The sequence below is a fragment of the Pseudomonas sp. NPDC087639 genome (assembly GCF_044743385.1).
In the GTDB taxonomy this organism is placed as follows: Bacteria; Pseudomonadota; Gammaproteobacteria; order Pseudomonadales; family Pseudomonadaceae; genus Aquipseudomonas.
Genome location: NZ_JBIUWI010000071.1, coordinates 13,381 through 27,919, shown reverse-complemented (window position 1 = coordinate 27,919; position 14,539 = coordinate 13,381). Strand labels below are relative to the sequence as shown.

General features: G+C 59.7%; 13 protein-coding genes, 2 pseudogenes and 1 riboswitch. Of the genes and pseudogenes, 8 read left to right on the top strand and 7 right to left on the bottom strand.

Going from position 1 to position 14,539, the window contains the following annotated elements; all coding sequences use genetic code 11:
- Nucleotides 1-112: 112 nt before the first annotated feature.
- On the bottom strand, nt 113-319 hold the full coding sequence (locus ACIOVB_RS23165; RefSeq protein ID WP_047296561.1) for a hypothetical protein: 207 nt from the start codon (nt 317-319) through the stop codon (nt 113-115).
- A 191-nt stretch (nt 320-510) separates the two neighbouring features.
- On the opposite strand from ACIOVB_RS23165, the gene ACIOVB_RS23160 reads away from it, so the two are divergent.
- Nucleotides 511-789, top strand: a complete 279-nt coding sequence (locus ACIOVB_RS23160; RefSeq protein WP_095190593.1) for a hypothetical protein — start codon at nt 511-513, stop codon at nt 787-789.
- A gap of 156 nt (nt 790-945) precedes the next feature.
- Here ACIOVB_RS23160 and ACIOVB_RS23155 read toward each other — a convergent pair.
- Nucleotides 946-2,108: pseudogene (locus tag ACIOVB_RS23155) on the bottom strand (1-acyl-sn-glycerol-3-phosphate acyltransferase).
- Nucleotides 2,109-2,250: 142 nt separating this feature from the next.
- On the opposite strand from ACIOVB_RS23155, the gene ACIOVB_RS23150 reads away from it, so the two are divergent.
- Genes ACIOVB_RS23150 through ACIOVB_RS23140 form a run of 3 tightly spaced genes read left to right on the top strand, consistent with a single transcriptional unit; the run spans nt 2,251 to nt 3,363 of the window.
- A complete protein-coding gene (locus ACIOVB_RS23150; RefSeq protein ID WP_401271742.1) occupies nt 2,251-2,433 on the top strand; it encodes a CPXCG motif-containing cysteine-rich protein in 183 nt (60 codons plus the stop codon).
- A gap of 9 nt (nt 2,434-2,442) precedes the next feature.
- Nucleotides 2,443-2,703, top strand: coding sequence for a putative signal transducing protein (locus ACIOVB_RS23145; RefSeq protein ID WP_187678029.1), 261 nt, complete (start codon nt 2,443-2,445; stop codon nt 2,701-2,703).
- A 36-nt stretch (nt 2,704-2,739) separates the two neighbouring features.
- Nucleotides 2,740-3,363, top strand: coding sequence for an SOS response-associated peptidase (locus ACIOVB_RS23140; RefSeq protein WP_187678028.1), 624 nt, complete (start codon nt 2,740-2,742; stop codon nt 3,361-3,363).
- A 121-nt stretch (nt 3,364-3,484) separates the two neighbouring features.
- Here the strand turns inward: ACIOVB_RS23140 and ACIOVB_RS23135 are convergent, their stop codons facing one another.
- A complete protein-coding gene (locus tag ACIOVB_RS23135) occupies nt 3,485-4,228 on the bottom strand; it encodes a methyl-accepting chemotaxis protein (RefSeq protein ID WP_401271746.1) in 744 nt (247 codons plus the stop codon).
- Nucleotides 4,229-4,339: 111 nt separating this feature from the next.
- Nucleotides 4,340-4,537, bottom strand: a pseudogene (locus ACIOVB_RS23130) (HAMP domain-containing protein); the annotation flags it as partial.
- A gap of 1,351 nt (nt 4,538-5,888) precedes the next feature.
- On the opposite strand from ACIOVB_RS23130, the gene ACIOVB_RS23125 reads away from it, so the two are divergent.
- Nucleotides 5,889-6,707, top strand: a complete 819-nt coding sequence (locus tag ACIOVB_RS23125; protein ID WP_187678026.1) for a M48 family metallopeptidase — start codon at nt 5,889-5,891, stop codon at nt 6,705-6,707.
- A 194-nt stretch (nt 6,708-6,901) separates the two neighbouring features.
- Here ACIOVB_RS23125 and ACIOVB_RS23120 read toward each other — a convergent pair whose 3' ends face one another.
- From ACIOVB_RS23120 to ACIOVB_RS23110, 3 genes are all read right to left on the bottom strand, one after another.
- A complete protein-coding gene (locus tag ACIOVB_RS23120; RefSeq protein WP_401271739.1) occupies nt 6,902-7,486 on the bottom strand; it encodes a TMEM165/GDT1 family protein in 585 nt (194 codons plus the stop codon).
- 89 nt (nt 7,487-7,575) lie between these two features.
- Nucleotides 7,576-7,698, bottom strand: a riboswitch (yybP-ykoY riboswitch).
- A 51-nt stretch (nt 7,699-7,749) separates the two neighbouring features.
- Nucleotides 7,750-8,748: a methyltransferase gene (locus tag ACIOVB_RS23115; RefSeq protein WP_401271737.1), complete on the bottom strand. Its 999-nt coding sequence runs from the start codon at nt 8,746-8,748 to the stop codon at nt 7,750-7,752.
- A gap of 31 nt (nt 8,749-8,779) precedes the next feature.
- On the bottom strand, nt 8,780-9,745 hold the full coding sequence (locus tag ACIOVB_RS23110) for a 2-hydroxyacid dehydrogenase (protein WP_401271735.1): 966 nt from the start codon (nt 9,743-9,745) through the stop codon (nt 8,780-8,782).
- A 91-nt stretch (nt 9,746-9,836) separates the two neighbouring features.
- Between ACIOVB_RS23110 and ACIOVB_RS23105 the strand changes: the two genes are divergently transcribed.
- The 3 genes from ACIOVB_RS23105 to ACIOVB_RS23095 all read left to right on the top strand — a co-directional run bounded on the left by ACIOVB_RS23105 (nt 9,837) and on the right by ACIOVB_RS23095 (nt 14,520).
- Entirely contained in the window at nt 9,837-10,466 is a 630-nt protein-coding gene (locus tag ACIOVB_RS23105) for a LysE family translocator (RefSeq protein ID WP_401271733.1), read from the top strand.
- Nucleotides 10,467-10,611: 145 nt separating this feature from the next.
- Nucleotides 10,612-12,294, top strand: coding sequence for a fatty acid--CoA ligase (locus ACIOVB_RS23100; protein ID WP_187678021.1), 1,683 nt, complete (start codon nt 10,612-10,614; stop codon nt 12,292-12,294).
- A gap of 336 nt (nt 12,295-12,630) precedes the next feature.
- A complete protein-coding gene (locus ACIOVB_RS23095) occupies nt 12,631-14,520 on the top strand; it encodes a DUF1302 domain-containing protein (RefSeq protein WP_187678020.1) in 1,890 nt (629 codons plus the stop codon).
- The last annotated feature ends 19 nt before the right edge of the window (nt 14,521-14,539 follow it).

Below are 14,539 nucleotides of genomic sequence, written 5' to 3'. Positions count from 1 at the left end.
AATCTGTCGAAAAATATCGTCTGGTCATATCACACCTCGTCGCTGGGCGTAGATTACCGCCCTTTAGGGGTGTCCAGAATCATTAAGCCAGATCAGGTGAGGGGCTCTTGACTCACGCAGCTTGCGAATAGAAATCGAGCACGCTGACCCCAGTCAGTAAATCCGTCTCGGGCAAATCCGCATGCTGATGCCCGCCCAGTGCGCAATACACCAGCCAATGGCGATCCTGAACATTGAAGGCAAGGCTGCCGACGAGGCTCTGCTGTTCGTCGGATGGGGTGATGAGGTAGAGACGATCCTGGTTTTCAGCGTGAAGCATGTCGCATTCCATGTGTGTTTCGAGGCGCGCATGGTGGCCGATGTAAATGACGAAGCCGTGACACAGGACAGCCATCGGTCGATTGATGGGTTATTTGTCGTAAAAGGGAGGCGTCGGGGGCCGGTTTCGGTAGAATCCCGCCGCAGTCGTCGGTCTGGCGCCTGCCACACCGATTAAGTTTGAGGTCTGTGATGTCGCTGCATTTGATGACGCTGTTTACCGCCCATCCCGCCAAATTGATCAATCTGTTGGCCCTGCTGCTGGCCTTCCCGGGCAGTTGGCTGCTGCACGCGACTCGCCGCCGTGAACAACGCGCAATGGCCAGTATTGCGGCCCAGCGCCAGGCGCAGCCGAACGCCGAGCCGATCCTCGATTGGGCAACGTTGCGCATGAACCGGTTTTTCTATCGCTTCGGCTTTGCCTGCCTGGGGCTGGCGCTGCTCATTTCGTGGGTCAGCACCCGCTTCTGAAGCGAATGCAAAACCTTGTGGTGAGGGGATTTATCCCCGATGGCGTGCGCAGCAGGCCCATGATTTCTCAGGCAGAAACCTGGGGCCGCTTCGCGCCCCATCGGGGATAACTCCCCTCACCACAAAGGCGCCGTTTTTGTCTCTGGCCGAAGACGCTTACAGCGCCAACCCAGCCTTGACCCGGTACTGATTGCGCACCGGCGTCGCATATTGAAGCACCAGATACGGACGATGCTCTTCAGGGCAGGCGTCCAACCGTTGCTGCCACTCTTCCTGCGCCTTGGCCAGTTCATCCGCCGGGAACACCTCGGCAGCCTTCGGCACGTTCAACTGCGGATCAGCATCCGCCCACTGCGCATACGCCAGGTAATGCACCGGGAACAGGCGATAACCGCCGAGAATCTGCTTGTCCATCTCGACCGCCAATTGCTTGGTGTCCTCGAACAGATCGGTGATTGGCGCGGCAAAGTTCACGTGCACCCGGCCTTTGTAACCGGTGATGCCCTTGGCGATACTCACGTCATCTTCGCCCGGCGCCTTGGCGTAGGTGCCGGTGGTGGCGCGGATATACAGCTCGCGGGCCTTGGCCTGGTCGCACGGGTCGTATTCGTAGCTGATCGACACCGGGGTGACGTTCAGCGACTGAATGACTTCACCGAACGGCTCGTCCTTGCGGCTCATGTGGAACATCTTGAGGATCGCCGACTCGGTACGGTCGTCGCCGTCCTTGGCCCGACCTTCGGCCTGAGCGATCCAGATCGAGGCGCAGTCGTTGCGGATCGAGTGGTTGATGTAGGCCGACAGCAATTGGTACGCAGCCATTTTCTCGCGGCGTCCGGTGATCGAACGGTGAACGATGAAGCTTTTGTTCAGACGCATCAGATCGCTGACAAAGGGCTTTTGCAGCAGGTTGTCGCCAATCGCGATACGCGGCGTCGGCAGTCCGGCGTGATACACGGCGTAGTTGACGAAGGCCGGGTCCATCACGATGTCGCGGTGGTTGGCGATGAACAGATACGCGCTGCCGGACTTGAATTGCTCGACACCGGTATAGGTCACGCCATCGGTGGCGCGCTCGATGGTGTGGTCGACGTAGAACTCGACTTTGTCCTGCAAGGTCGCCACCGACGTCACGTCGGCGAACTCACGACGCAGCCGATGGGCTATAAGTGGTTTGAGCATCCAGCCGAAGGCACCGGCAAAACGCGGGAAGCGGAAGTGGGTGAGGATCTCTAGAAACGCCTTGTCGCCGAGCAGTCTTGCCAGTACCGCAGGTACTTCGCTGTCGTCGTAGGTCGGATGGCATCGAATTCGCCCATCATGCTCTCTTGTTGGAAACGGCTAGGGTAAGTAAAGGTTTTGATCGAAAACCAACGGGGCACGGTCTGAAAAAGTAGCCAGACAAAAATAGCCCTGCAAATAGACCGGCGATTATACGCACAAGTCACCTGGGAGACCGCGATGCTGGAGAACGCTGAGTATGATTGTCCGTATTGCGGTGAAGTGATCGAGACCACACTAGACCTGTCTGGCGGCGATCAGACCTACATCGAGGACTGTCAGGTGTGTTGTCGACCGATCACGTTTGTATTACAGGTTCACGAGGATGAGTGGCACCTGGAAGTCTTCAGCGAAAACGAATGAGGGGCGCCCATGCAGCGAATCTACGAGCCGGAAAACCTGATGGAAGGCGAGATGCTCAAGGGCATGCTTGCCAGCGAAGGCATCGAGGCGCACCTGATGGGGCGGGATCTGCTTGGCGGCACGGGCGAGTTGCCGATCTTTGGCCTGTTGGGGCTGTCGGTCGACAATGATAAGGCCGAATACGCCCTTGAGCTGATCACCGCGTACAATGCCGCGCTGCCGCTACCCGGCGATGAACCGGAGAGCTTCCCCGGTACGCTGGTCTGTTAGGCTGACGTTCGTTTTATTTGTGAGTCGTGTTGCCCCATGTGTGGACGTTATGCCCTGTTTCGCTGGAACCGCGACTTCGCGGCGCTGCCAGGTTTTCCTGCCGATCAACTGGCGCAGTGGAACATTTCCCCCAACGATTCGGTGTTGATGCTGCGTGCCGGTGAAGATGGCGAACGCACTCTGGCCCGTGCGCGCTGGGGGCTGACGCCGCCGTGGCTGACCGATCTGTCGCGTACCCCGGCCCACGCCCGGGCGGAAACGGTGGCCGAGCAGCCGATGTTTCGTGAAGCCTTGCGTCTGCGTCGTTGCCTGCTGCCGGCCAACGGTTTTTATGAATGGCGTGGGACCCAGCGCAAGCGCCCGTACTGGCTGACGCCGGGTGAGGGCTCCTCGCTGTTTTTTGCGGCGATCTGGGAAGCGTACCCGGTGCAGGAGCAGGTGTGGCTGAGCACGGCGGTGATCACTCAGTCAGCGGCCAGTCAGCGACGACCGTTGATTCTGGATGAGGCGGGGCAGGCGGCCTGGCTCGATCCCGAGACGCCGTTGCATACCTTGCAGGCGTTGCTGGCCAGTGAACCCGCCGCGTTGCGCGAGCGGGTGTTGGCGAATCTGGTGAATGATCCGAAGCTCAATGGACCGGAGTGTTTGACTCCGGGGTGACGAGTTGACGGGGTGTCATTCCCGGCCCCTTCGCGAGCAGGCTCGCTCCCACCGTTGAAATGCATTCCAAAGGTGGGAGCGAGCCTGCTCGCGAAAAGGTTCGAAGAACCTTTCGACGTCCTTAAACCTTGAACTGGTTGATCAACCGTCGCTGCTGCTCCGCCAATTTGGTCAGGTCGGCACTCGCCGAACTCGACTCATCCGCGCCGCCCGCCACTTCATTGGCCACTTGCCCGATATTGATCACGTTGCGGTTGATGTCATCGGCGACCGCACTCTGCTCCTCGGCCGCACTGGCAATCTGCGTGTTCATGTCATTGATCACCGATACCGCCTGAGTAATCGTCTCCAGCGCCTCGGCCGCTTTTGCCGCGTGCTGCACGCTTTCGTCGGTGCGATTCTGGCTGTCTTCCATGACCCGCACCACGTCGCGGGTGCCTTGTTGCAGTTGCTGAATCATGGACTGGATTTCTTCGGTGGCTTTCTGGGTCTTCTGCGCCAGATTGCGCACTTCGTCCGCGACCACGGCAAAGCCACGACCCTGTTCCCCGGCGCGCGCCGCCTCGATGGCCGCGTTAAGCGCCAACAGGTTGGTTTGCTCGGCAATCCCGCGAATCGCGGTAAGGATCGCGTTGATGTTCTCGCTGTCCTTGGCCAGTGTTTGCACCACGTCCACAGCCTTGCCGATTTCCACAGCTAGCACGCCAATCGAATTCGAAGTATCACGGACGATCTGCATGCCCTGGCTGGCGGCCTGATCGGCATGGCTGGCAGCTTGCGCAGCCTGGGTCGCATTGCGCGCGACGTCCTGCGCGGTAGCCGTCATTTCGTGCACGGCAGTGGCGACCTGCTCGATCTCGGCCATTTGTTTCTGTATGCCGATGTTGGTGCGAATCGCGATGTCGGCCGTGTGTTCGGAAGAATCACTGACGCTCTGCACCGACGTCACCACTTGCGTGATCATCGCCTGCAACTTGCTCAGGAAAGTATTGAAGCCCTTGGCGATCGAGCCCAGTTCATCGCTGCGATCACTGCTCAAACGACGCGTCAGATCACCTTCGCCCTGAGCGATGTCATCCAGCATGGCGACCATTTGCTTCAGCGGTCGGGCGATGCCGTGGCCCACCAGCCAGATCACCAGCAGGCCGATGCCGGCAATGATCAGGCCGACCATGGCCATGCCGAAGGTATCGGATTTGCGCTGGGCGTCGAGGTCAGCCTGCAGTTTCTGCAAGTCGGCCATCACCGCGTCGAGCGGCAGTTGCAGCATCAGCGTCCAGCGTGCGTCGGTCTGGCCGATGCCGAACGGCAGGTACAGTTCGATCCGGCCCTTGTCCTTGTCGACGGAGTAGGTGACTTCGCCGCGCTTGAGATTGGCCATGTTGGCGATCTGCTCGGCGTCGAGAATGTCGCTGACCTTCTCGCCGAATTTGCTCGGGTCCTTGGTGTAGGCAACGATCCGCCCGTTGCTGCCGACCAAGGCCATTTGCCCGGCGCCGCTGTACAGCTTCTGGTTGGCCGCGAGGAGCATTTCCTGAATGAAGTTCACCGACAGGTCGGCGCCAACGATGCCCTGGAACGCGCCGTTGAGCATGATCGGTTCAATAAACGAGGCGAGCATGACGATCTTGTCGCCGACCTTGTAGGGCGCCGGATCGATCACGCAGGATTTTTTACTCTCTTTCGAGCACAGGTAGTACTCGCTGGCACGCACGCCGGTGGACAGGACTTTCTGGTCGTCGACGTCCACCAGTTTGTCCAGGCCCAGGGTGCCGTCGTCATTGCGGAACCACCATGGCAGGAAGCGCCCGTTGGCCGAATCGATACCGACTACGCTAGTGCCGACGTAGGCTGCGTCATTGTGGTCCAGTGCGTTTTTTTCCCAGCCGATGTAAGTACCCAGAATCTTCGGGTTCTTTTCGACGTTTTCTTTGATCAGGCTGATCAGTTGCTCACGGCTGACGGTCAGTCGCGGCTGGCCATCGGCACCCGGCGCGCCGAGCAGGGCATTGACCCGCACCAGCCCTCCGGCAATCAACAACGGCGCTTCGAGTTCGCGCTGGATCTGGCTGACCTGGGTCTGCGCCAGCGAAGTCAGGCGCTGTTCGATGACTTGCTCGAACTGTGCCTGAGTGCGCTGCTGCACCATCTCTTGGGTGCGGGCGCCGGAGAACAGCGCATATAACACCAGCGCGGCGACCACGCTGAGAACGATGGCGCCGGCCAGAGCGGCGACGGAAAACTGGATCGACTTGAACTTCATGGGAGCTCCGCACGCAAGAGGACGTCTGCGCTGTTGTATCGGCAGCGGGCAATAAGCCATGAGTGGTGCAAGGCGTGATCAGGCGGCGATGTCGCAAATGGATCGGTATGCGACGTAGTTGCCGGGGCTTGCCGGTCGCTGTGAATTTTTTACGACAGCGCGGGTGGGAAACTTCTGAAAGTCGGTGCAACACGTCCGTTGTATCTGGCGCCGATACAATTACCCGCCTACGATACGCGACAGGTTTTCAGGGAGCTTTTTAATGAACAAGACATTGGTTGTAAGTGCACTGAGCGCAGCGCTGTTGCTGGCCGGTTGTCAGTCGGTCAACACCACCAGCGGCGGCGCCGTGGGCGTGGAGCGCAAGCAGTACATGTTCAGCATGCTGTCCTCGCAAGAGGTCGACCAGATGTATGCCCAGTCGTATCAGAAGACCGTCGGCGAAGCATCGAGCAAAGGCGTGCTGGACAAGACCAGCCCGGAAGCCAAGCGGGTTCAGGCCATTGCCAACCGCCTGATCGCCCAGGCGCCGAACTTCCGTCCGGATGCCGCTCAGTGGAAATGGGAAGTCAATCTGATCAAGAGCGATGAGCTCAACGCCAACTGCGGCCCTGGCGGCAAGATCATTTTCTACACCGGGCTGATCGACAGCCTGAAACTGACCGACGATGAAATCGCCGCAGTCATGGGCCATGAAATCGCCCACGCCTTGCGCGAGCATGGTCGTGAAGCGATGTCCAAGGCATACGGTATGGAGATGGCCAAGCAGGGTGCGGGTGCTTTGTTTGGCTTGGGTCAGGACAGCCTGGCGCTGGCCGACACCGTGGCCAACTACGGCATGACCTTGCCTAACAGCCGTGCCAACGAAAACGAAGCCGACCTGATCGGGCTGGAACTGGCCGCCCGTGCCGGATACAACCCGAACGCGGCGATCACCCTGTGGAACAAGATGAGCAAGGCCTCGGAAGGTTCGCCACCGGAGTTCATGAGCACTCACCCGGCGTCGACCAGCCGTATTGCTTCGTTGCAGGCGGCGATTCCGAAAGTCATGCCGCTGTACGAGAAAGCACCGAAGTCCTGAGACTGCCGCAGTTTCTGTGGTTGATTGGATTTCATTGTGGCGAGGGGATTTATCCCCGATGGGGTGCGCAGCGCCCCCAAAACCCGCTGTCTCAGAATGTCAGACATGCCGCATGTAAAGGTTTTGGGGCTGCTTTGCAGCCCATCGGGGATAAATCCCCTCACCACAGGTCAGTGTCAGATCAGGAGGCCGGTTTAAACCCAGCCACTGCTCTGCATCGCCTTGTACACCGCAACGATCGCCAGAATCAGGAATGCCGATGCCGCCAGGCGACGGATCAGGGTCAGTGGCAGTTTGTCTGCGGCAAAGTTACCCGCCAATACCACCGGCACGTTGGCAATCAACATGCCCAGGGTGGTGCCGATAATCACCAGCCACAACTCAGGATACTGCGCGGCCAGCATGACGGTAGCCACCTGAGTCTTGTCGCCCATTTCCGCCAGGAAAAACGCGATCAGCGTGGTCAGAAATGGCCCGAATTTGCGCGCAGTGCTCGCTTCATCGTCATCCATCTTGTCCGGGACCAGTGTCCACAGCGCTGTGGCAGCGAAGCTCGCGGCGAGAATCCAGTGCAGCACCGAATCCGAGAAGAAACTGCCGAACCAGGCACCGACCGCGCCGGCTGCTGCGTGGTTGGCCAGGGTCGCGGCGACAATCCCGGCAATGATCGGCCAGGGTTTGCGGAAGCGAGCGGCGAGAATCAGCGCGAGCAGTTGCGTCTTGTCGCCGATTTCGGCCAAGGCAACGATTGCGGTGGGAACGAGTAACGAGTCCAGCATCAGGATTTTCCTAAGGGGCGGGTCGACACGGCTATGACACGTACAGCCTTCCCGCCCCGGGTAAGGTGTGCGTGTCATAGGTCTTGTCAAACCCTGCGATCCGTCTGGTGCGGACGCTTGGGTCGCATACGCCATGATCTGAGGATCAAGTATGTTGACGTATGCCGGACGAGCTTGGCGCTCGTTGGAGACTACTCCCCTAGGACGGAGCGGATTCTGCCTAGGCAAATCCGATAGAGCAAGCCTCTTTTTGAAAAGAAACTTCAGCCGCGTTTGGCCCGGTAAATCCGGAAGCCATTGCCTTCGGCCTTGATCGCACAGACCCCAAGATGCTCTTCGATCAGTGGTTGATACTTCAGGAAACTGTTCGCGACCAAGCGCAGTTCGCCGCCGTTTTTCAGATGTTTGGCCGCTTTTCGCAGCAAGTTCTCGGTAGCGAAATAGTCGGTATGCACGCCGACATGGAACGGGGGATTGCTCAGAATGGCGCTCAAACCCATGGGCGCCGCATCGATTCCGTCGCCGGTCAGCACGTCGGCTTCCAGACCGTTGGCCGCCAATGTAAGACGGCTGCTGGCGGCGGCAAATGCGTCGACGTCGAGCAATGTCACCTGATTGTGCGGATAGCGACGTTTGACCGCAGCACCCAACACACCCGCGCCACAACCGAAATCGAGCAAATGGCCGCTTGGCAGTTTGTCCAGATGTTCCAGCAGCAAGGCGCTGCCGCGATCCAGTCGACCGTGGCTGAACACGCCCGGCAGGCTGATGACTTTCAACGGGCCTTCGGCCAGCGGCAATTCATAGGTTTGCGCCAGACTTTCCAGCGATTTGGCTTCAGGGGCATTGGCGACCGTCACTTGCCACAGTTGGCAGTGACGCGCGCTGTCGAGTTTACGTGGCTTGCCGAACGGGTTGAGTTGCTTGGAGGCGCCTTCGATGCCGCTGCGTTTTTCCCCGACCAGAAACACTTCACGACCGGCCAGACGCGCGGCCACGGCGTTGAGAATGTAATCGGTCAGGTCCTTGGATTTGGGCAGAAACACCACGGCGCTATCGAACTCGCGCTCGGGAATGTTTACGCCAAAATGGCTGCGGCCTTCGAAGCGAGCGTCGAGCGCGGCTTGGTCGCCGGCGTGCCAGCACCAGCCAAAGGCGTTGGGCAGGCGCCCGAGCAAATCGTCGGCAGGCAACCCGGCCAACAACAGTGAACCCTGAAATAACTCTGCCTGACGAAGCAGTACTTCACTGCGCGGATCCATAACTGCTCCTCAAAAAAAGTGCAGCAGTTTATCAACTGACGACCCGCAGCGCCTTACCGCTGAAGAACGCCTGAGCGTTTTCGGTTAATTGGCCAACGATGCGCTGCCGGGCTTCGCGACTGCCCCAGGCGTTGTGCGGCGTGACGATCAGGCGCGGGATATCGGCGGCCAGCAATAGATTGCCTTGGCTCGGTGGCTCGACACTCAGCACATCAGTAGCAGCGCCGCCGAGATGACCGGCGCGCAAGGCATCGGCCAGGGCCTGTTCGTCGATCAGTCCGCCACGGGCCGTATTGACTACGAACGCGCCGGGCTTCATTGACGCCAGTTCGCGGGCGCCGATGAAGTGGCGGGTGTGCTCGTTGAGCGGGCAGTGCAGGGTGAGGGCGTCGATCTGTGGCAACAGTTCATCCAGCGGCAGGCGATCCGGCCGGGCAGGGCGCCCCGGAATCTGCCCGAGCAACACGCGCATGCCGAAGGCTTCAGCCAACCGTGCGACGGCGCCGCCGAGTTCGCCATGCCCGAGCAGGCCAAGGGTTTTGCCTTCCAGTTCAACAATCGGGTAGTCGAGCAGACAGAACTGTTTCGCCTGCTGCCAGCGACCTTCACCGACGGCTTTCTGGTAATCGGACAGGCGGGTAGCGAGGTTGAGCAACAGCATGATCGTGTGTTGCGCCACCGACGGGGTGCCGTAGCCCTGGCAGTTACATACGGTGATGCCTTGGGCGCTGGCGGCTGCGAGATCGACGTTGTTGGTGCCGGTGGCGGTGATCAGGATCAGTTTCAGATCCGGGTTGGCGGCCATGGCGGCGGCGTCGATCTTGATCTTGTTGGTGATCGCAACTGTTGCGCCCTGCAAGCGTTCGGCTACTTGTTCCGGCAGGGTCTGGGCGAACAGTTGCAGGTCGCTGAAGCAGGCGCGCAACGGGCTGAGGTCGAGATCGCCAAGATCCAGCGAAGGGTGATCGAGGAATACGGCGCGGCGCGGGTTCGTCATCAACTGTACCTTTTGTGCGTTGTACGGAAGGCGTAATCTGCCGAGCCTACCAGATGAAACAAAACGTTACGCTTGGCCGAAAGGAGCCCCCATGTACTGGACCGAGTTCTTGACCGTTGCATTGATCCACCTGCTGGCCGTCGCCAGCCCCGGCCCGGACTTTGCCGTGGTGGTGCGCGAGAGCGTGACCCATGGTCGCCGCGCGGGCACATGGACGGCACTGGGTGTCGGCACGGCGATTTTCCTGCATGTGGGTTATTCGCTACTCGGCATCGGCCTGATCGTGTCGCAGTCGATTGTCCTGTTCAACGCCTTGAAATGGGCGGCTGCCGCATACCTCGTGTATATCGGCTTCAAGGCCTTGCGCGCGCAACCGGCAAAAACCGTGACCGACGATCTGCACAAGGAGGCCGGTGAGCGAACCGCTCGTGGTGCCTTCACCTCGGGTTTCGTGACCAATGGTCTGAACCCGAAAGCCACGCTGTTTTTCCTGTCGCTGTTCACCGTGGTGATCAATCCGCACACGCCGCTATCGGTGCAGGCCGGTTACGGCGTTTATCTGGCTGTCGCGACGGCCGTGTGGTTCTGCCTGGTGGCGATGCTGTTCAGCCAACAACGCGTACGCGCCGGGTTCGCGCGCATGGGCCATTGGTTCGACCGCACCATGGGCGCGGTACTGATCGCCATCGGTGTGAAGCTCGCGTTTACCGAGATGCACTGAACGATGCGGAACGGGCAAATGCTGGCGCAAAGCTAGCATTTGTACGGCTGTGCAAATCATTCCTTCGGCTGATTTGACTGGCGTATAAGCGATCTAGAGTACAAAACTCTTCGCCTAACACCGTGCAGTCAGAAAAGGGATTCTTATGTTGCAGACTCGCGTCATTCCCCCGGCCGATGGGGCTTACCAGTATCCATTGCTGATTAAACGGCTGTTGATGTCCGGCGCCCGTTACGAGAAAACCCGCGAGATCATCTACCGTGACCAGTTGCGCTACAGCTATCCGACCCTGATCGAGCGTGTCGCAAGGCTGGCCAACGTGCTGACGGCTGCCGGAGTCAAGGCCGGTGACACCGTGGCGGTGATGGACTGGGACAGCCATCGTTACCTGGAATGCATGTTTGCCATTCCGATGATCGGCGCGGTGATCCACACCATCAATGTGCGTCTGTCGCCGGAACAGATTCTTTACACCATGAACCACGCCGAGGACCGCTTTGTGCTGGTCAACAGCGAGTTCGTCGGTTTGTACCAGGCCATCGCGCCGCACCTGACCACGGTCGACAAAACCCTGCTGCTGACCGACCTGCCGGAAAAAACCGCCGAGCTGCCAAATCTGGTCGGCGAGTACGAACAACTGCTGGCCGCCGCGAGCCCGCAGTACGATTTCCAGGATTTCGACGAAAACTCGGTCGCCACCACGTTCTATACGACCGGCACCACCGGCAACCCGAAAGGCGTGTACTTCACCCATCGGCAACTGGTGCTGCACACCATGGGCGTGTCGACGATCATGGGCTCGATCGACAGCGTGCGCCTGCTCGGCACCAACGACGTGTACATGCCGATCACGCCGATGTTTCACGTGCACGCCTGGGGCCTGCCTTACGTGGCGACCATGCTTGGGCTCAAGCAGGTTTACCCGGGACGTTACGACCCGGAGTTTCTGGTGGAGCTGTGGCGCAAGGAGAAGGTCACGTTCTCCCACTGCGTGCCGACCATCCTGCAAATGCTGCTCAACGCCAAAGGTGCGCAGGGCAACGATTTTGGCGGCTGGAAAATCGTCATTGGTGGCAGCGCACTGAATCGCACCTTGTATGAAACCGCCAAGGCTCGCGGCATTCAGCTCACCGCCGCGTACGGCATGTCGGAAACCGGGCCGCTGGTCTCATGTGCGCACCTCAACGATGAGTTGATGGCTGGCACCGAAGACGAACGCACCACTTATCGGATCAAGGCCGGTGTGCCGGGGCCGCTGGTGGAAGCTGCCATCGTCGATGCTGAGGGCAACTTTCTCCCGGCGGACGGCGAGACTCAGGGCGAGCTGGTGCTGCGCGCACCGTGGTTGACCGAAGGCTATTTCAACGAGCCGCAGAAGGGCGCCGAGCTGTGGGCCGGCGGTTGGCTGCACACCGGTGACGTTGCGACGCTCGACAGCATGGGCGTGATCGACATCCGCGACCGCATCAAGGACGTGATCAAGACCGGTGGCGAGTGGATCTCTTCGCTCGACCTCGAAGACCTGATCAGCCGTCATGTGGCGGTACGCGAAGTAGCAGTGGTGGGCATCGCCGATCCGCAGTGGGGCGAGCGCCCGTTTGCCCTGCTGGTGATCCGCGAAGGTCATGAAATCGGGGCGCGCGAGCTCAAGGAACACCTCAAGCCATTCGTCGAACTGGGGCACCTGAGCAAGTGGGCGATTCCAAGCCAGATCGCTGTTGTTACGGAAATTCCCAAGACCAGCGTCGGCAAGCTCGACAAGAAGCGCATCCGCCTCGACATCACCGAATGGCAGGCCAATAACAGCACCTTCCTCTCGACACTTTAAGTGTCTCTGGCGCGCCGAAAACGGCGCGCCAGACCCACCAAGCAAGCGCTTGGCTTGTGAAATCGAAAAAATCAGCCATCCTTGCCGTGCCGACATTTGTCGGACTGGCGAAAGGACTGTTCCAGAGTGGCTGGCAGCTGCAAATCACACTTTAGAGGGATCAAGCACTACAACCTGCTGGCTATAGTCCGCTCAAGGATTTTTAAGAACGGGGCACACGCACAAAACGGGGCGATGCAGCATTGGAGTGATTTCGGGAAGCCCTTGGCTACCGGTCCTTCAGACGTTTTTAAAAGTACTCACTGCCATAACAATAATGCACATGGAGTAGCGTCGATGACCTCAGTAAACCAGTTCTGGCGCCGGGCGAAACTGCCTCTGGCGGTCAGTCTTGCCTCCTCGCTCGCCGGGCCTGCATTCGGCGTCAGTTTCAACGTCGGTGAAATCGAAGGCCAGTTCGACTCTTCCCTGTCGATCGGTGCCAGTTGGTCTACTCAGAGCCCGAACAAGAACCTCATCGGCGTCAACAATGGCGGCCAGGGGCTGTCGCAGACCTCCGACGACGGCCACGCCAACTTCAAAAGTGGCGAAACCTTTTCGAAGATCTTCAAGGGTATCCATGACCTTGAATTGAAATACGGCGACACCGGCGTGTTCGTCCGTGGCAAATACTGGTACGACTTTGAACTCAAGGACGAAAGCCGCGAGTTCAAGGACATCAGCGATTCGGGTCGCAAAGAGGGCGCCAAGTCGTCCGGCGCGCAGATCCTCGACGCCTTCGTCTACCACAACTACTCCATCGCCGATCAGCCGGGTTCCGTGCGTCTGGGCAAGCAGGTGGTGAGCTGGGGTGAAAGTACCTTCATCGGCGGCGGCATCAACTCCATCAACCCGATCGACGTGTCTGCATTCCGTCGTCCGGGCGCCGAGATCAAGGAAGGCCTGATCCCGGTCAACATGTTCTACGTGTCCCAGAGCCTGACCGAGAACCTCTCGGCCGAAGCGTTCTATCAGCTTGAGTGGGACCAGACAGTCGTCGACAACTGCGGCACGTTCTTCTCGCAGCCGGACATCGTTGCCGACGGTTGCAACGACAACCTGCGGGTGCTGAACAAGCGTTCACAAATCCCGGCCATCGCTTTGGGGCCGTTGGCTGCCAACGGTGTCAACGTAGACCAGGAAGGTGTTCTGGTGCGTCGTGGCCCGGATCGTGATGCCCGTGACAGCGGTCAGTGGGGCGCGTCCCTGAAGTACATGTTCGAGCCACTGGATACCGAGTTCGGCGCGTACTTCATGAACTACCACAGCCGTGCGCCGATCTTCAGTGCCACCGGTGCGCCACAGTCGGTCTACAACACCGCAGCGTCTTTGCCAGGACCGTTCGCTGCCCTCGCACCACTGCTGGTGGCGGGTAACTCGAATTACTTCATTGAATACCCGGAAGACATTCGCCTCTACGGCCTGAGCTTCTCCACCACCTTGCCTACCGGTACGGCGTGGAGCGGTGAAATCAGCTATCGCCCGAACGCACCGGTGCAACTGAACTCCACCGATATCCTGTTCGCCGGGGTACGTCCGCTGGGCGGCGCGCTGACCAACGCTTCGCTGCTCACTGGTGTTCCTGGCCAGGATCTGCATGGCTACGAGCGTAAGGAAATCACCCAACTGCAAACGACCTTCACACACTTCTTCGACCAGGTCATGGGCGCCAGCCGTCTGACCCTCGTCGGTGAAGTCGGCGCGACCTACGTCGGCGGGCTGGAAAGCCGGTCCGACAAGCGTTATGGCCGCGATCCGGTGTATGGCCCGGGTGAGTTGCCGGCCACGGGTACCACTAACACCTGCGCCAACATCCTCAACGCCAGCACCATCAATGGTGCCGGGCCGGGTTCGCCGCAGAACAACCGCAGCCGCAATTGCGACAACGACGGCTTCACCACATCGATGTCGTGGGGCTACCGCGGTCGTGCCATCTGGGAATACAACGACGTCTTCGCCGGTGTGAACCTCAAGCCTAACGTGGCCTGGTCGCACGACGTCAGCGGCTACTCGCCAGGCCCTGGCGGCAACTTCGAGGAAGGTCGCAAAGCCGTCAGCCTGGGCGTCGATGCCGAGTACCAGAACACCTACACCGCGAGCCTGGCTTACACCAACTTCTTCGACGGCAAGTACACCACCGTGGATGACCGCGACTTCGTTGCGCTCAGCTTCGGCGTGAACTTCTAAGCACTGCATTTCAGGACGA